Below are 17464 nucleotides of genomic sequence, written 5' to 3'. Positions count from 1 at the left end.
AGTCAGGCTTCCAGTTTGTCTTTGTTTTTCAGACCTGTACCGAGATAAGCTTCGATGACTTGCTCGTTTGCTTTGATCTCGGACAGGGTGCCTTCGGCCAGTTTTTTGCCCTCGGCCATACAGATGACCGGGTCGCAGATCTGACCGATGAATTCCATGTCGTGCTCAATCACCACAAAGGTATAGCCGCGTTCCTCGTTGAGACGCTTGATGGCATCACCGATGGTGTAGAGAAGGGTGCGGTTCACGCCCGCGCCGACCTCGTCGAGGAAGACGATCTTGGCGTCGACCATCATGGTGCGGCCCAGTTCCAGAAGCTTCTTCTGACCACCCGAAATCTCGCCTGCTTTCAGGTCAGCGATATGGCTGATGGTCAGAAACTCCAGCACCTCATCGGCTTTGGCGCGCAGGGCGCGTTCCTGGTCGGCAATACGCTTGCGGCCAAACCATGTGTTCCACAGGTTTTCACCAAGCTGGTCGCCCGGAACCATCATCAGGTTCTCGCGGCAGGTCATGGTGGAAAACTCATGCGCGATCTGGAAGGTGCGCAAGAGGCCCTTGTGGAACAGCTGATGCGGCGGCAGACCGGTGATGTCTTCGCCATCCATCAGAACACGGCCTGACGTCGGCTTCAGAACGCCGGCAATTACGTTGAAAAGGGTGGTCTTACCCGCGCCATTTGGCCCGATCAGACCGGTAATGGATCCCTTTGCGATTTCCAGCGAAGCGCCGTCAACCGCGTGGAACCCGCCGAAGTGCTTATGCAAGTCCTCGACGACGATCATATGTGATATCCCCTGCCGCATTTTGCGGCTTATTGAATTTGGAAAAGCCCGGGTCAGAAACCCGGGCTGATCTAGATTGTATCCAATTAGCGCAGATTAGCGATACTTAACAGTCTCGATCTTGCCGCTTTGGACTTCAACTTCACGGAAAGAGCCCGCGCTCTCGCCGGGGCCGACCAGCTCAACACCGGTTGCGCCCTGATAGTTGATGTCGCCGCCAGCTGCGAGGATCTCCAGACCTTTGGCCAGCTCACCCGCAGAGATCTCTTCGCCAGGTGCGTTCGCTACATCCATGACTTTGCTTGCATATTCCGCCGGGTCAACAGAACCCGCGGCCTGCATTGCCAGCATCAACAGCGCAGCTGCGTCATAGGATTCTGCCGCATAGCTGGAGGTGCCGTCAAAGCCCGCTTCGGTTGCCGCCGCATAGAAGACGTCAGCACCCTTGTTTTGGGAACCTGCAATCTGACCAAAGGAGCCGTCCAGATCCGGACCGACGTTCTCGGGCAGAGAATCACCAATCATGCCGTCGGGCAGGCCAAAGGTGTCAAACGCGCCGGTGTCGAGGGCCCCCTGGATGATGCCCAGACCGCCTTGGTCGAGGTAGCCTGCAACAACCAGAACGTCGCCGCCGGCAGATGCAAGTGCTGCAACCTCGGCAGAGTAGTCACCTTTGCCATCTTCATGCGCAGCAACGATGGTCACTTCACCACCAACAGCTTCGAAGTTTGCTTTGATGGAATCCGCCAGACCCTTGCCGTAGTCGTTGTTGGTGTAGGTCAGCGCGATGGATTCGATGCCACGCTCTTTCATGACTGCCGCCATAACCTGACCCTGACGGGCGTCAGACGGGGTGGTGCGGAAGAACAGGCCGTTGTCTTCGACGTCGCTCAGACCCGGGGAAGACGCGGACGGGGAGACCATGACCAGACCGTTCGGGATCGCCACGTTGGCCAGAACCGCGCCGGTCACGCCAGAACAGTCAGCGCCCATCAGGCCGTTGATGCCGTCGGCGATCAGCTTTTCAGCCGCCGCAGTGGCCGCACCGGAGTCAACGCAGGTGGAGTCCGCGCGAACCGGGGTCACCTTGGCGCCGTCCAGCAGCTTGCCAGAGGCGGTTGCTTCCGCCATCGCCAGCTCCGCGCCAGCGGCCATCATCGGCGTCAGCGATTCAATCGGGCCGGTGAAGCCGAGCATAACGCCCAGTTTAACTTCTTTCGCGTGACCGTCCGCAAATGCGGTCCCAGCGCACAGTGTCATAGCAGCGGAGGCCATGAGGAATTTTTTCATTTGATTTCTCCCCTATCGGAACGATGTTGTTCGACAGGAACCCTAGGCGCGCAACCTCCGAAAGGGAAGAGGTCAGATGTGATTTTGTATCCGAAATGGATAAATCCATCGTTTTCCGCGTGTTGCAGTAAATCACATCACCAAAGGGAGAGAGGTTTCATGTCCAAAGTCAGCCCGTTTGGCACGCTGGCGGCCCTTGCGATCTGCACCGGGTCGGCCGCATTTTCTGGCACTTTGACGACCACATTGGGCGCGATGCAGCTCGATACGATGGTCGAGGGGCTGGACGTGCCCTGGGGCTTTGCCTTTCTGCCGGAAGGCGGTGTTCTGATCACCGAACGCGAAGGCGCTTTGCTTTTTTCCAAAGGCGGACAGACACATCAAGTCAGCGGCATGCCGAAGGTCGAAGCGGACGGGCAGGGTGGCCTACTGGACATTATGCTGCCACGGGATTTCAGCGCCACACGTGAGGTGTTCTTCACCTTTTCCAAACGTCAGGGCAGCGGCTCTGGCACGGCCCTTGCCAAGGGGCGACTTTCAAAGGACCTTCGCCAAATCAACGATGTAGACGTCATCTTTGAAGCCACGCCATCGACCAGCGGTGGGCGTCATTTTGGCTCTCGCATTGTGGAGGCCCCGGACGGCAGCCTGTTTGTCACCCTGGGCGAACGGGGCGACCGCCCCAGCGCACAGGACTTGGGTCGCGAGCAGGGGTCCATCATACGCATCAACCGCGATGGCAGCATTCCGGGCGACAACCCCTTTGTCGGCACCTCAGGCGCTCAACCCGCAATCTGGAGCTTTGGTCACCGCAACCCGCAGGGCATGGCGCTGGACGCAAGCGGGCAGCTCTGGGCGGTGGAACATGGCGCCCGCGGCGGCGATGAGGTCAATAAGATCACCAAGGGCGCGAACTATGGCTGGCCGGTGATTTCCTATGGGCGCCACTATTCTGGACGTAAGATCGGCGAGGGGACGCAGAAGGCCGGCATGGAACAGCCAGACTGGTATTGGGATCCGTCGATTGCGCCGTCTGGCATGATGATCTATTCCGGCAAGCTTTGGCCGGAATGGCGCGGGGATATTTTTGTTGGATCCCTGAAATTTGACTATATTTCAAGGCTGTCTGGACGAAACCTAACAGAAGTGGAGCAGCTTCAGTCGGATGAGACAGGCCGCATCCGGGACCTGCGCGAGGCCCCGGATGGGTCGATCTGGTTTGCATCCGAACAGGAAGGCGCGCTGATCCGCATTTCGCCCAAACCGTAAGGGCCTCAGCTGGCGCGCGCGCCCTTGGCGCCACGTTCGCGGTAAGGCGTGGTGTCGTAATGCGTCCGGTAACATTTGGAGAAATGCGACGGAGAGGCAAAGCCACAAGCCAACGCCACATTGATCACGCTCATATCGGTCTGCATCAGCAGGTTGCGCGCTTTCTGCAGGCGCAATTCCATATAGTAGCGCTTGGGACTGCGGTTCAGGTAACGGCGGAACAGCCGTTCCAGCTGGCGCGTGGACATGCCCACATCTTCGGCCAGCACCGAGGGGCTGATCGGCTCCTCGATATTGTTTTCCATCATCTGGATGACCTGCGACAGCTTCGGATGGCGCACGCCAATCCGGGTCGGGATCGACAGACGCTGGGTGTCCTGATCCGTCCGAATAGAGGAATAGATCAGCTGATCCGCCACAAGGCTTGCCAAGTCTTCGCCGTGATCTTCGGCAATGATCTTCAGCATCAGGTCCACAGAGGAAGTGCCGCCCGCCGTGGTCATCCGGTTGCCATCAATGACAAACACCGATTTGGTCAGGTCCACATCCGGAAACTCTTCGGCAAAACTGTCGGAATTTTCCCAGTGGATCGTCGCCCGCTTGCCATCAAGCAGCCCGGCGCAGGCCATGGAATAGGCCGCAGTGCACAGCCCGCCAATTGTAATACCCTTGCGTGCCTCGCGTCGTAGCCACGCCATGAGCTTTTTGGATGTCGCCTTTTGCACGTCAATGCCGCCGCACAGCAGAATGGTATCGTCCCGCTGCAATTCGCTCAGATCGCCATCCAAATTAAAGCTGGCACCGGCCGAACAGGACACGGTTTCACCGCCTTCGCCAATCACAGTCCAGGAATAGACGTCGGCCCCAGCCATGCGGTTGGCAATGCGCAGGGATTCCATGGCCGCTGAAAAACAAAGCAACGTAAAATTGTCCAAAAGAACAAAGGCAAAGCGACGGTGTTTGTCGGCTGTCGGGAGGTCGGTAAGGGTCTCCGGATGGCTTTGCATGGCGCGCGTCCTACAACAACTTGGAATTTCGTGAGTGTCTTCAAGGTCCCGCAAATCACTTGCGGGAATTTGATGACCCTGTTCATAGCTTAAGCCTAGCGTCAAGTATGTGAAAACAAAACTGGCCTCTGTTTTCTCTCTATTGTATAGGGACGCTTCGAAAAGAGGAAATGATCTCTCAGAGCCGGAGGAAAAGCGATGAGTGAATGGCAAAAAACGAACTGGCGCCAAAAACCGCGCGTCCAGATGCCCGATTACACGGATCCGGCAGCGCTGAACGCAGTTGAAGCACAGCTGTCGAAGTATCCTCCGCTGGTGTTTGCAGGCGAAGCACGCCGCCTCAAGGATCAGCTGGGTGCAGCTGGCCGCGGCGAAGCCTTCCTGCTGCAGGGCGGTGACTGCGCCGAAAGCTTTGACCAGTTCAGCGCAGATGCGATCCGCGACACCTTCAAGGTGATGCTGCAGATGGCGATGGTTCTGACCTATGGCGCCAAGGTGCCAGTTGTGAAAGTTGGCCGTATGGCCGGTCAGTTCGCGAAACCGCGCTCGGCCCCGACCGAAACCATCAACGGCGTGGAACTGCCCAGCTACCGTGGCGATATTATCAACGAACTCGACTTCACCCCTGAAGCGCGAATTCCCAACCCAAGCAAGATGTTGCAGGCCTACACTCAGGCTGCTGCAACCCTGAACCTGCTGCGGGCATTCTCCACCGGTGGTTATGCGGATGTGAACCAGGTCCATGCCTGGACACTTGGCTTTACCGAAAGCGAAAAGGCCGAAGAATACCGCGCGCTGGCAAACCGGATCACCGACACGCTGGACTTCATGAAGGCCGCAGGCATCAATGCGGATACCGCGCATACCCTGCAGACCGTGGATTTCTACACCAGCCACGAAGGTCTGCTGCTGGAGTATGAAGAAGCCCTGACGCGTATGGACTCTACCTCGGGCAAATGGCTCGCGGGGTCTGGTCACATGATCTGGATCGGCGATCGCACCCGTCAGCCCGACGGCGCGCATGTGGAATTCTGCCGCGGCGTTCTGAACCCGATTGGCCTGAAATGTGGTCCGACCACCACTGCCGAGGACCTGAAGGTTCTGATAGGCAAGCTGAACCCGGAAAACGAAGAGGGCAAGCTGACCCTCATCGCCCGTTTCGGCGCTGGCAAAGCAGGCGAACACCTGCCGCGTCTGGTTCAGGCCGTGAAAGAAGAAGGGGCAAACGTGACTTGGGTCTGCGACCCGATGCACGGCAACACCATCAAATCCTCCACCGGCTACAAAACCCGTCCGTTCGAGAACGTCCTGCGCGAAGTGCGCGACTTCTTTGGTGTGCACCAGTCCGAGGGCACCATCCCCGGCGGCGTCCACTTCGAGATGACCGGTCAGGACGTCACCGAATGCACCGGCGGCCTGCGCGATGTGACCGATGAAGATCTGTCCGCGCGTTACCACACCGCCTGTGACCCGCGCCTCAATGCGGATCAGTCGCTGGAACTGGCCTTCCTCGTGTCCGAGGAACTGTCCAAACAGCGCGCTGACGCCGAAAAGCGCAAAGCCGTTTAAACCGCGCAATTGCGCACCGTAAGAACCTAAAGTCCCGCAGTCCTGCGGGGCTTTTGTCATTTCAGCTGCGCCCTGAAGGATCACGCCCAGAGTGACGCAGGGACACATCCTTTCTGGCGCATAGTCCAGATTGATTGCCGCAACCGGACGGGCCTTTCGTAAAAATGAAAGGCAATGACGGTGTAAGGAAACTTTAACGACCCAAAGGACACCCGGATGAACAGATCGCAACCCCTTCACCACTTGATCGTAGGCGACGGCGTAACAGCTTTGGCGCTGGTTGCGGCCATACCTTTGGCCAGTGGTGACAGGTTGACGATCGTGGGCCGGACGGCGCATGCCTTTGGTCGGGGCGCGGCCTATGCGGCAGACCCCAACGAGACCCCGTGGCAGTTTGCCTATCTGCTGAACTCTCCGGCGGATGATATTGACCCCGACTTCGCAGACTGGGCCGCCGAGAATTTTGACCGCATTCGCGCCCAGATGGAAGGCCGCAGCCCGAATTGGCTTGGGGCGGCTCAGGATCTTGTGGCCAAGGGTGATTTTGCCGGGCTGAATTACCCGCGATCGACGTTTGGCGACTATCTGGAGGCACAGGGCAAATCCGCGCTTGCCGCCCTAAAGGACAAAGGTGTCGACGTCGCGGTTCTGTCCGACGAAGCGTTAAGCGTCACCCGGAACGGCGCGTATCTGGATGTGGCGCTGGCCTCTGGCCGCGTTCTGTCCGCCGACCGCGTGGATGTTGCCCCCGGCGCACCCACCACCCAGCGGATCGAAGGCGATGACAGCGCGTTCAGCGTGCCAACCCTGTTTGGCTATGAAGAGGTGGTGGCCGAACATGTGCGGGCCGGACGCGAAATTTTCTGCGTCGGCACCAATGCCACCATGCTGGACAGCCTGCGCCTGTGCCAGTCCCTTGCAGCGGAAACCGACATCTCCTTTGTGGCCTGTTCGCCCAGTGGCCGCTTGCCCGCAGCACTGATCCCGCAATTGCCACGGCGCAGCTTTACCCCGCAGCCGAACACCGGCCACACAACCGCCGCCAGCTTCCTATCGGACCTTCAGGAACAGATCCAAGCAGCTGAGAACGATGGGCTTGCCATTCGCGAAGTCCGCGCAGGGATGCGCGCGTTCTTTGTTGAAAATTCGATCACCGACTTTGTGGCCGCCCCAGAAGAGGCGCTCAAGGTTCCCGCAAAACTGCGACACTGGCTGCGCGCGGGCACCCGCGACAGCATTCACGACTTTGAACGCCTGTCGCAGACCGGCCAGACCCGGTTGCTGTCCGGGGCCGTTGAGAAAATCGAAAGCCACGACAACGGCGCGGTTGTGCACTACCGCGATGCAGAAGGAAACGCGCAGCGCCACGAAACGGGCCTTGTGATCAACTGCTCGGGGTCGGTGATGACCGCTGGCCATGATCCGCTGACACAAAACATGATCGACCGGGGGATTCTGGAGGTCTCACGCGCAGGCTATGTGGTCGGCGACCGCTGCGAGACCGCCTGGCCGAACCTGCGGCATCTGTCCCCCGCAACCGCCAAGATCGGCGCGGAAATTCTGCCCATGCCACTGTTTGATGCGCATTTGCTTCGGGTTTGGGCCGCGCGTTGCTACGGCTGAGCGCCCGAAAAACCTGACATAGAAAAACGCCCGGTGCTTCTGCAACCGGGCGTTTTCATTTCAACTCTGTGTCCAGCAGGTCGAATTTTGCGATAAATTACCGGTACATTCGCCGATAATTTTAACGATCAGTCCCGCGAAACCACCAGACGCAGGTGCGAGGCGTCTTTCTTCAGTTTGCCGCCACGGGGCGGGCGAGACACCAGATCCGCGCCAGTTTCAACACCGGCATCGCGCACCGGCTTCATGTCACGGCGCTGAGACGTGAACTGAGACGCCAGCGGCTTGTTGTTTTCGCTGCGGGCCCGGTCCAGCAAGGTGCGGGCCTCATCCATCAGGCTGTTGGGTTTTGTGTCTGCTTTCGGTGCGAAGGCCGACTTCCGCTCTGCAAACCCTGCAACCGGCGCGTTTACAGACGGCTTCGGCGTGGGTTTGGGCGCAGTTTTCGATGCGGCCTTCGGCGCGGCTTTCTCGCCCACGGACACCGGGCGAATGTCACACTCTGTCACGGTGAAGCGCTGAGAAATCTTCGAGGCACCACCTTCAGACACCAGCACGCCCAGCGCGCGGCTCACGTCACCCAGATCAGAGCGCAGCGGCAGCAGGATCATGCGCGCAGTGCGGCTGCCACGCAGGCGGGTGGCTTCGGTCTGCAGCTCCATTTCGATAATGGAAGGCTCATCAAACATGTTTTCCAGCGCGGCAGAAACGGTTTTGCGGGCATCTGCAGTGAAGAACGCGGTCAGCGGCATGCCACGCACCTCCATACCTGCCAGTTCATTGACGCGCTGACCGGCCAGACGGAACCGCGCAATACCAGGGGCCACACGTTCCAGAATGAAAGTTTGGCTCAGGATGTTTTCCAGACCACGGGGATCGACCTGTGCACGGCTGGGGATTTCGTCACCGCGACGCAGACCGGCCCAATAGGCTTCGGCCTGACGCAGAGGGGACAGGGTGGTGCGGCTGCGGAACCGATCCATTACGACTACTTTCTCTTTGCCCGCGTTTTTGCCCGAGCTGTTCTGACCGCCAAAAATCATCGCATCATCCTCTGCTGCATCCGCTGCTGGCGTCCACCGGAGCTAAGAACTTGCTCACTTGTGTTAACGCCTAATAAGTTACGTTGGAGTTAACATGACACAATGCGACTAAAGTTTGGACCAATAGTTTAATCAATGGTTAACACTTTAGGATAGCACCCCTGACCCTTGTGCAGACAGATTGCGTCTGCCGCATAGGTCATCACTTTCGGAAGGATCAGATATGTCTCTCAAGTCCATGACTGGCTTTGCCGCAGCGCAGGGCGCTTATGGAATCTACACCTGGAGCTGGGACATCCGCTCGGTCAATGCGAAGGGTCTGGACCTGCGTTTACGGGTGCCAGATTGGCTTGAAGGGTTTGAAAACGCGCTAAAAAAGAAGATGGGGGTAGAGCTGGGCCGCGGCAATGTAAACCTTGCGCTGCGCCTGTCGCGCGCAGAAGAGGAGGGCGCTCACCTTCAGGTCAATGCAGCGGCACTCGAGGGGGCTTTGGCGGCTGTTTCAGCGGTTCAAAAGGCCGCAGAGGCCGCGGGAACCGCTCTGAGCCTGCCCAGCGCCACAGAGGTCCTGGCCATGCGCGGGGTGCTCGAAATTGCCCAGACTGAGCAGGATACGGCCCCTTTGATTGAGGCGCTCCTATCCCAATTCGACTCGCTTTTTGCCGATTTTATTAACTCTCGCAGCGAAGAAGGCGCGGCTCTGCAAGCCGTTCTGATGGGGCAGCTGGATCAGGTCGCACAGCTGCGGCTGGATGCCATTGCCCATGCCGAGACACGCAAAGACCTGATCCGCGACAGCCTGCAAGCCGCGCTGGCGCGGGTGATGGACAATGCGGACGGGGCAGATCCAGAGCGCGTGGCCCAGGAACTGGCGCTGCTGGCAGTCAAGGCCGATGTCACAGAAGAACTGGACCGGCTGGCCGCGCATATTGATGCGGCGCGTAAACTTGTCACAAATGGCGGCCATGTGGGGCGCAAGCTGGACTTTTTGATGCAGGAATTTAACCGCGAGGCGAACACTCTGTGTTCCAAAGCGCAGAATGCCGACTTGACCGCAGTGGGTTTGGAACTCAAAACCGTCATCGACCAGATGCGTGAGCAGGTCCAGAACATCGAATAAGAAAGAGGAGCCCCCGATGGCCAACCCTACCGTAAACCGCCGTGGCCTATTGATCATCCTGTCTTCGCCGTCGGGCGCGGGCAAATCAACGCTGGCCAAGCGGCTGCGGGCCTGGGATCCCGACATCAGCTTCTCGGTCTCTGCGACCACGCGCAACCCGCGCCCCGGTGAAGTGGACGGGCAGGATTATCACTTTACCTCTGTCGAGGACTTCAAACACGACGTGGCCAATGGCGATATGCTGGAACATGCGCATGTGTTCGGGAATTTCTATGGCTCGCCCAAGAAACCGGTACAGGCCGCGATCGAGGACGGCAAAGATGTGCTGTTTGATATCGACTGGCAGGGCGCGCAGCAGATCACCAATTCGGATCTGGGCAAACACACGCTGTCGATCTTCCTGCTGCCGCCGTCGATCACCGAACTGCGCCGCCGCCTAGAAAGCCGCGGTCAGGATGACGCCGCAACAATTGCGCGCCGGATGGAGAAGAGCTGGGACGAGATTTCGCACTGGGGGTCTTATGACCATGTGCTGATCAATGAAGACCTCGACAAAACCGAGGCCGAGCTGAAAACCATCATTTCCGCTACCCGCCTGCGTCGCATTCAGCAGCCGCATCTGATTGACCATGCCCGCAAACTGCAAAGCGAGTTCGAGGAACTGGAATGACCCTATACGCTCTTGGTGATCTGCGCCCTGACATTCACGAGGACACTTGGGTTGCACCCTGTGCCAAATTGATCGGCCAGGTGGTGGTTGAAGCAGCAGCCTCTGTTTGGTTCGGTGTCACCATCCGCGCCGATCACGAGGTGATCCGGGTCGGCAAAGGGTCAAACGTTCAGGAAGACGTGGTGATGCACATCGACAAGGGCTTCCCGCTGACCATTGGGGAGAACTGCACCATAGGCCATCAGGCCATGCTGCACGGCTGTACCATTGGCGACAATACCCTAATCGGCATGGGGGCCACGGTTCTCAATGGCGCAAAGATTGGCAAAAACTGCCTTATTGGGGCGGGCGCGCTGATCACCGAGGGCAAAGAGATCCCGGATAATTCTCTGGTCATGGGCGCGCCGGGTAAGATCATCCGCGCGGTCGACGCCGCCGGGGCCCAGCGTCTGACTGCAAGCGCGCTCCATTATCAAGAGAACATGCGCCGGTTCAAAGCCGACCTGAAGGAGATTTAATTGAAGAATTCCCGTCCCTCGATCATGCGCCCGCATGGGATTCCTGACAGTGTTAGCACGCCCGTCGCAACCCCGCTGAGCCCCTCTGTGGTTTATGCCTCTGCCCATCCGGACGAACTGGATGCCCAGTATGAAGGCAAGCTTCAGGGCTACACATATTCCCGCGAGGGTCACCCCAATGCCGATGTGGTTGCAAAACGACTGGACGCCATGGAAGGCGCGACGGGCGGGGTTGTTGTGGGCTCAGGCATGGCGGCGGTGTCCTGCGTGCTCATGGGATTGTTGCAGAGCGGCGATCATGTGATTGGGGCGGATCAGCTGTATGGGCGATCCCTGCGCCTGATGAAAGAAGACCTGCCGCGTCTGGGGATTTCGACCTCGCTGGCCAATCCCAGCGATATTGACGCCGTGCGCGCCGCGATCAGACCGGAAACCAAGCTGGTGCTGGTTGAGGTCGTGTCGAACCCTACGCTGGCAGTTGCAGACATCACAGGTCTGGCGCAGCTGTGTCACGAGAAGGGCATCCTGCTGGCGGTGGACAATACGTTCACCACGCCACGGGCGTTCAAACCCTTTGAACATGGGGCGGATATTGTCATCCACTCGGTCACCAAACTGCTGGCAGGGCATTCTGATGTGATGCTGGGCTATGTGGTGGCAAAAGATCCGGCGCTGAATGATCGGATGCGGGTGTTTTCTGTCACCACAGGTATGACGCCATCGCCCTTTGACTGCTGGCTGGCCGAGCGCGGCCTGTTGTCGTTTGACCTGCGCTATGATCGTGCGGAAGCCACTGCTAAGGACCTGGCGGATCATCTGGCTACCCTGCCGGGGATCAAACGGGTGATTTACCCGACGCGCGAAGATCACCCCGACCAGGCACGCGCTTTGGCGCTGCTTGGGGGCAGGGGCTGCAATATGGTGAGCTTTGAGCTGAATGGCGGGCGCGAGGCCGCAAACGCTTTTGCCCGCGCGGCCGAGGGTTTGAACTTTGCGCCAACCCTTGGCGACGTGGGCACCACGCTGTCACATCCGGCATCGTCATCGCACCGCGCCCTCAGCGCGGACAATCGTGCCGCTCTGGGTCTGCACGAAGGGTTTTTCCGCGTGTCCGTAGGCCTTGAGGAGCCGGAGCTTTTGCGCCGGATTTTCGCCGATGCCGTTTCGGCTGCCACATGAGAGTTACAATCGCTCTCTAAGAGGCCGCCACTGTACTGAACGAGGCACGACTCATGTCGCAAGAATTGATCGACGGATTTCTGGCAGCGGTTCCGCTGCCGGCCGTCCTGGTGGACCAGACCGAACGCTTTATCGCAGCCAATGTGGCGGGCTCTACCTTGCTGGGGCCGCAGATCATTGGCCGCCATTTTGCAACCATCCTGCGCCAGCCCTCTGTGTCTTCGGCGATCGAAAGCTGTCTGCTGGACCGCGCCTCACGCAAGACCCGGCACCTGTCAAATGACGGCGCGCAGGACACCACCTTCGAGGTCAACCTGCGTTATGTCGCGGGCATTGGTGCGGTCAACGGCGGCGCGGTGATGATTTGCTTTGAGGACATCACCGAACGCGAACAGGCCGGCCTGATGCGGCGGGACTTTGTCGCCAATGTCAGTCACGAGTTGCGCACGCCGCTCACGGCTCTGATGGGGTTTATTGAAACCCTGCGCGGACCGGCGCGCAACGACGCAAATGCACGCGACCGCTTTCTGACCATTATGGAGGGCGAGGCAAACCGGATGAACCGTCTGGTTGGCGATCTTCTGTCGCTGAACCGGGTGGAAAGCGAAGAACGGGTCCGCCCCAAAGAACGCATCGATCTGGCGGCACAGCTGGAGTCCACAATCAAGTCACTGGAACCCCTGGCCAGCAATGGTGGGGTGTCCCTGCATCTTGAGGCCCCCGCCACCCCGGTCGAAATTCCCGCCGATCCCGACCAGATCCAGCAGGTCTTTACAAACCTGATCGAGAACGCGGTGAAATACGGCGGGTCCGACGCGCGTGTGGTTGTCACCCCGGTTGAACGGGACCGCGCCCTGCGCGCGCCTGCCGTCCGGGTCCAGGTGATCGACAATGGCCCAGGCATTGACCCTGTGCACCTGCCGCGCCTGACGGAACGGTTTTACCGCGCCGACAGCCACCGTTCGCGCGAAATGGGCGGCACCGGGCTGGGGCTGGCCATTGTAAAACACATAATCAACCGTCACAGAGGGCGGCTTCGGGTCGAAAGTGAATTGGGCAAAGGCGCCGTGTTCACCGTAATCCTGCCACAATAATTAACAACGGCGATTTCGGCGTGATATTTCAATATGCGCCGAAATCGCTGCCGTTGCAAAACCGACACCCATTATCGCAATCCATTGTAAAAAATAATCTTTTTGCCCATCGGCAAACCAGTCCAATTGTTGGAAGAATTGCGCTCTTTTTTTGCCGCAGCGCGGAAAAATCCTGTAATTCCGTAGGGGAAGCCCCCTGTTGTCATGTAACCGTTACATACGTGTCACAAAAGGCTCATGTGAAGCTTCTAGGAGAGGCTGCAAGATCATCTTGGGGGTGATCGTAAATTCATAAATCTCATGGAGACGTAGATGTCCTTTGTGAAACTCACCGCATCGACCCTGGCAATTGCTGCCGTATCCGCAACCGCAGCTGCAGCGCGCGACCAGGTTCAGGTTGCCGGCTCTTCCACCGTTCTGCCTTATGCTTCCATCGTTGCCGAAGCGTTCGGCGAAAACTTCGACTTCCCGACACCGGTTGTTGAATCCGGTGGGTCTTCCGCTGGCCTGAAGCGCTTCTGTGAAGGCGTTGGCGAGAACACCATCGACGTTGCAAACGCGTCCCGTAAGATCAAAGAAAAAGAAATCAAAGCCTGTGCGGAAGCCGGCGTAACCGACATCATCGAAGTCCGCATCGGCTATGATGGCATCGTGTTCGCCTCCGACATCAACGGCAACGGTTTCGAATACACCCCGACCGATTGGTTCCTGGCTCTGTCCGACAAAGTTCTGGTAGACGGCGCGCTGGTCGACAACCCGAACAAAACCTGGGCCGACGTAAACGCTGCGTTCCCGGCACAGCCGATCCAAGCTTTCGTTCCGGGCACCAAGCACGGCACCCGCGAAGTTTTCGAAGACAAAGTGATCCTGGCGGGCTGTGAAGCCACCGGCGCATTCGACGCCCTGCTGGCCGCCGCTGAAGGCGACACCGACAAGGCGAAGCACAAAGCCGCTGAAAAAGCCTGTATCGCTCTGCGTACCGATGGCGTTTCCGTTGACATCGACGGCGACTACACCGAGACCCTGGCGCGCATCGAAAGCAACAAAGACGGCATCGGCGTCTTCGGTCTGGCCTTCTACGAGAACAACACCGACAAGCTGCAAGTTGCAACCATGTCCGGCATCGTTCCTTCCACCGAGTCCATCGCGACTGGTGAGTACCCGGTTTCCCGCCCGCTGTTCTTCTACGTGAAGAAAGCCCACATCGGCGTGATCCCCGGCCTGAAAGAATATGCTGAGTTCTTCGTGTCTGACGAAGTTGCTGGTTCCGACGGCCCGCTGTCCGAGTACGGCCTGGTTGCTGACCCTGAGCTGGTCAAAACCCAGGAAGCCGTTGCGGCAGAAGCAACCATGGGCGGCAACTCCTAAGTTCCCGGCATTCGGTTAAAAAAACTGGCCGGGGTGGTTGCGCTACCCCGGCCTTTCGTTTCAATACACCCCTGCAAATTCGCTTGGAACGGAGCACTCAATGCCTCTCCTATGGCTCGTCCTCATTTTGCTGGCACTTTCTGTTGCCGGTTTCTTCCTCGGCCGGCAAAGAGCGCTTGCCTCTGCCGGTGGAAATTCGAAGGATCTTCATTCGCTACCCAGCTATTATGGGCACAACGTCGCGCTGACCGGCCTTGTCCCCGCACTGGGTGTTCTGGCCATCTGGCTTCTGGCACAGCCGCTTTTCATCGAAAGCCGCGTGTCGAGCCTGATCCCCGAAGAGGCGATCCCCGAAAGCTCCACATTGGGCCTCGTCATGAGCGACGTGCGCCGTGTTGCAGAAGGTCTTGATCTTGCGGTTTCCGAAGGTGTCATGACACCTGAACAGGCCCGCAACATGCGCTCTGAATTCTCGGATGTGCGCGGCCGTCTGGGCGAAATCGGCGTGGCCCTTGGGTCCGACGTGCGCCCCGAGGTTCTGAATGCGGCACAAAGCTATCGCAACCTGAGCAACACCGGCACCACAGCAATGATCTTTGTTGTCGCGCTGATCGCGGCCGTTGGATTTGCTTATTCCTATTCCAAGACACACAAGGACTTCCGTGCCCGCAATGTGGTGGAGCAGGGGATCATGGCGCTGCTTATTCTGGCGGCTTCCCTCGCGATCCTGACCACCATTGGCATTGTCCTGTCGATGTTCTTTGAGACCATCAACTTCTTTAGCCTGCACAGCTGGACCGATTTCTTCTTCGGCGGCACCTGGGCGCCGAACTTCCGCGGCGACTCTGAGCTGTCGATCCTGCCGCTGTTGTGGGGCACGCTGTATATCTCGGTGATCGCGCTTCTGGTTGCGGTGCCGATTGGCCTGTTTGCTGCGATCTACCTGTCGGAATACGCCAACAATGCGGTGCGCTCTTTTGCCAAGCCGCTCTTGGAGATCCTCGCCGGCATCCCGACCATTGTTTACGGTCTGTTTGCCCTGCTGACCGTTGGCCCCGCGCTGGTGCGGTTCTTTGGCCAGGGCGAAAATGGCATTCTGGGTGTTGAGTGGATGTCTGGCGCGACCTCGGTTCTGACCGCAGGCGTGGTCATGGGCATCATGCTGATCCCCTTTGTGTCCTCGCTGTCTGACGACATCATCAACGCAGTGCCGCAGGCCATGCGCGACGGCTCTCTTGGTCTGGGCGCCACCAAGTCCGAAACCATCCGCCAAGTGGTTATGCCAGCCGCGCTTCCGGGCATCGTTGGTGCGGTTCTTCTGGCGGCCTCCCGCGCGATTGGGGAAACCATGATCGTGGTTATGGGGGCAGGGGCGATTGCAAAATTCTCTGCCAACCCGCTGGAGAGCATGACCACCATCACCACCCGTATTGTCAGCCAGCTGACGGGCGACACCGATTTTGCCAGCCCTGAAACGCTGGTGGCCTTCGCCCTTGGCCTGACGCTCTTTGTCCTTACCCTGGGCCTCAACGTGCTCGCGCTCGCCATCGTGCGCAAATACCGGGAGCAGTACGACTAATGTCTGAGAACACTCAAAACACCCCGCGTCCCAGCTCCTCGCTTCTGGAGCTGACAGACCGCACCAAGCGCCGCAATGCCGCTGAAAAACGCTTCCGCGCCTATGGCATTGGCGCGATTGCCATCGGCCTGCTGATGCTGGCGGTGCTGGTTTTCAATATCGTATCCAAAGGCACGGGCGCGTTTCAGCAGACCTTCATCACGCTGGATGTTGAACTGCTGGAAAGCAAACTGGACAAAAAAGGCAATCGTGATCTGGCGGATATTAAGAAGGTCACCACCTTCGGCTATTCCCCGATCATTCGAAATGCGATCGAAGCCAAGGTGACCGGCCTCGGCATTGATACCCCGCTGAAAGCCAAGGCCATGGCGGGCCTGCTGTCCAAGGATGCGGCAGCCCAGCTGCGCGAATTTGTGGTCGCCAACCCCGAAAAGATTGGCGACACCGTTGAATTCCGCTTCCTCGCGCAATCGCGTGTAGACGGCTACCTCAAGGGTCGCGTGATCCGCGCCAATATTGCCAATGACAAGAACATCTCCTCCGAGCAACTGGATCTGGTGGATGCGCTTGTGGAAGCTGGCGTGATCGCAAAGACCTTCAACTGGGACTTCATTCTGGGCGCAGACGCTTCGGACGCGCGTCCCGAAGCGGCCGGTATCGGTGTCTCCATGATGGGGTCGCTGTTCATGATGCTGGTGGTTCTGGCGCTGGCGCTGCCGATTGGTGTCGCAGCTTCCATCTACCTGGAAGAGTTTGCCCCGCAGAACTGGCTGACCGACATCATCGAGGTGAATATCTCCAACCTCGCGGCTGTTCCGTCCATTGTGTTTGGTATTCTGGGCCTTGCGGTCTTTATCAACTACATGCACCTGCCGACCTCTGCGCCGCTGGTGGGTGGTCTGGTGCTGACGCTGATGACGCTGCCGACCATCATTATCTCTACCCGTGCCTCGCTGAAGTCGGTTCCGCCGTCGATCCGCGATGCGGCACTGGGGGTAGGGGCCTCGAAAATGCAGGCGGTGTTCCACCACGTGCTGCCGCTGGCCGCACCGGGCATCCTGACCGGCACCATTATTGGTCTGGCACAGGCGCTGGGGGAAACCGCACCGCTTCTGCTGATCGGCATGGTGGGCTTTATCGCCTCCAACCCGCCGCAAGGCATCGCCGAAGGCCTTCTGTCCCCGAACTCTGCCATGCCTGCCCAGATCTTTGAATGGGCCAAGCGTGCGGACCCTGCGTTCTATGAGCGCGCCTGGGGTGGTATCATCATCCTGTTGATCTTCCTCGTCACCATGAACACTGTGGCAGTGATCCTCCGCCGCCGCTTCGAACGCCGCTGGTAAGCTGAAG

The 17464-nt window shown here is 58.9% G+C and carries 15 protein-coding genes; 11 read left to right on the top strand and 4 right to left on the bottom strand.

Features of this window, described 5'->3' with window-relative positions; translation table 11 throughout:
• Positions 1-2: 2 nt before the first annotated feature.
• Together TRM7557_RS19275 and TRM7557_RS19270 are read right to left on the bottom strand one after the other, a co-directional pair.
• Complete coding sequence (locus TRM7557_RS19275; RefSeq protein ID WP_058291856.1) at positions 3-785, bottom strand: ABC transporter ATP-binding protein; 783 nt, start codon at positions 783-785, stop codon at positions 3-5.
• Positions 786-881: 96 nt separating this feature from the next.
• The gene (locus TRM7557_RS19270) at positions 882-2075 is read right to left on the bottom strand and encodes an ABC transporter substrate-binding protein (protein WP_058291855.1); all 1194 of its coding nucleotides are present in this window, start codon (positions 2073-2075) and stop codon (positions 882-884) included.
• 159 nt (positions 2076-2234) lie between these two features.
• Between TRM7557_RS19270 and TRM7557_RS19265 the strand changes: the two genes are divergently transcribed.
• Positions 2235-3344 (top strand): PQQ-dependent sugar dehydrogenase, encoded by a 1110-nt coding sequence (locus TRM7557_RS19265; RefSeq protein WP_058291854.1) that lies wholly within the window; start codon positions 2235-2237, stop codon positions 3342-3344.
• Positions 3345-3349: 5 nt separating this feature from the next.
• Here the strand turns inward: TRM7557_RS19265 and TRM7557_RS19260 are convergent, their stop codons facing one another.
• Positions 3350-4351 carry a GlxA family transcriptional regulator gene (locus TRM7557_RS19260; RefSeq protein WP_058291853.1) on the bottom strand — a complete coding sequence of 334 codons (1002 nt, stop codon included), beginning with the start codon at positions 4349-4351 and terminating at the stop codon, positions 3350-3352.
• Between the two features lie 198 nt (positions 4352-4549).
• Between TRM7557_RS19260 and TRM7557_RS19255 the strand changes: the two genes are divergently transcribed.
• Together TRM7557_RS19255 and TRM7557_RS19250 are read left to right on the top strand one after the other, a co-directional pair.
• On the top strand, positions 4550-5920 hold the full coding sequence (locus TRM7557_RS19255; RefSeq protein ID WP_058291852.1) for a class II 3-deoxy-7-phosphoheptulonate synthase: 1371 nt from the start codon (positions 4550-4552) through the stop codon (positions 5918-5920).
• A 216-nt stretch (positions 5921-6136) separates the two neighbouring features.
• Positions 6137-7543: an FAD/NAD(P)-binding protein gene (locus TRM7557_RS19250; protein ID WP_058291851.1), complete on the top strand. Its 1407-nt coding sequence runs from the start codon at positions 6137-6139 to the stop codon at positions 7541-7543.
• A 128-nt stretch (positions 7544-7671) separates the two neighbouring features.
• Here TRM7557_RS19250 and TRM7557_RS19245 read toward each other — a convergent pair whose 3' ends face one another.
• Positions 7672-8586 carry a PAS domain-containing protein gene (locus tag TRM7557_RS19245; protein ID WP_058291850.1) on the bottom strand — a complete coding sequence of 305 codons (915 nt, stop codon included), beginning with the start codon at positions 8584-8586 and terminating at the stop codon, positions 7672-7674.
• Between the two features lie 223 nt (positions 8587-8809).
• On the opposite strand from TRM7557_RS19245, the gene TRM7557_RS19240 reads away from it, so the two are divergent.
• From TRM7557_RS19240 to pstA, 8 genes are all read left to right on the top strand, one after another.
• Entirely contained in the window at positions 8810-9706 is an 897-nt protein-coding gene (locus tag TRM7557_RS19240; protein WP_058291849.1) for a YicC/YloC family endoribonuclease, read from the top strand.
• Between the two features lie 16 nt (positions 9707-9722).
• Complete coding sequence (gene gmk / locus TRM7557_RS19235; protein ID WP_058291848.1) at positions 9723-10376, top strand: guanylate kinase; 654 nt, start codon at positions 9723-9725, stop codon at positions 10374-10376.
• Positions 10373-10894, top strand: coding sequence for a gamma carbonic anhydrase family protein (locus TRM7557_RS19230; RefSeq protein WP_058291847.1), 522 nt, complete (start codon positions 10373-10375; stop codon positions 10892-10894). Before gmk ends, TRM7557_RS19230 begins: the two co-directional genes overlap by 4 nt.
• Positions 10895-10918: 24 nt before the next feature.
• Positions 10919-12073, top strand: coding sequence for a trans-sulfuration enzyme family protein (locus tag TRM7557_RS19225; RefSeq protein ID WP_058291904.1), 1155 nt, complete (start codon positions 10919-10921; stop codon positions 12071-12073).
• Between the two features lie 53 nt (positions 12074-12126).
• Positions 12127-13167: a sensor histidine kinase gene (locus TRM7557_RS19220; protein ID WP_058291846.1), complete on the top strand. Its 1041-nt coding sequence runs from the start codon at positions 12127-12129 to the stop codon at positions 13165-13167.
• A gap of 312 nt (positions 13168-13479) precedes the next feature.
• A complete protein-coding gene (locus tag TRM7557_RS19215) occupies positions 13480-14535 on the top strand; it encodes a substrate-binding domain-containing protein (RefSeq protein ID WP_058291845.1) in 1056 nt (351 codons plus the stop codon).
• Positions 14536-14635: 100 nt separating this feature from the next.
• On the top strand, positions 14636-16114 hold the full coding sequence (gene pstC, locus TRM7557_RS19210; RefSeq protein ID WP_058291844.1) for a phosphate ABC transporter permease subunit PstC: 1479 nt from the start codon (positions 14636-14638) through the stop codon (positions 16112-16114).
• The gene (pstA, locus tag TRM7557_RS19205; protein WP_058291843.1) at positions 16114-17457 is read left to right on the top strand and encodes a phosphate ABC transporter permease PstA; all 1344 of its coding nucleotides are present in this window, start codon (positions 16114-16116) and stop codon (positions 17455-17457) included. Before pstC ends, pstA begins: the two co-directional genes overlap by 1 nt.
• The last annotated feature ends 7 nt before the right edge of the window (positions 17458-17464 follow it).

Source organism: Tritonibacter multivorans (assembly GCF_001458415.1).
Taxonomy (GTDB): Bacteria; Pseudomonadota; Alphaproteobacteria; order Rhodobacterales; family Rhodobacteraceae; genus Epibacterium; species Epibacterium multivorans.
The sequence above is the reverse complement of the archived record's forward strand: the minus strand, read 5'-3'. Positions and strand labels throughout refer to the sequence as shown.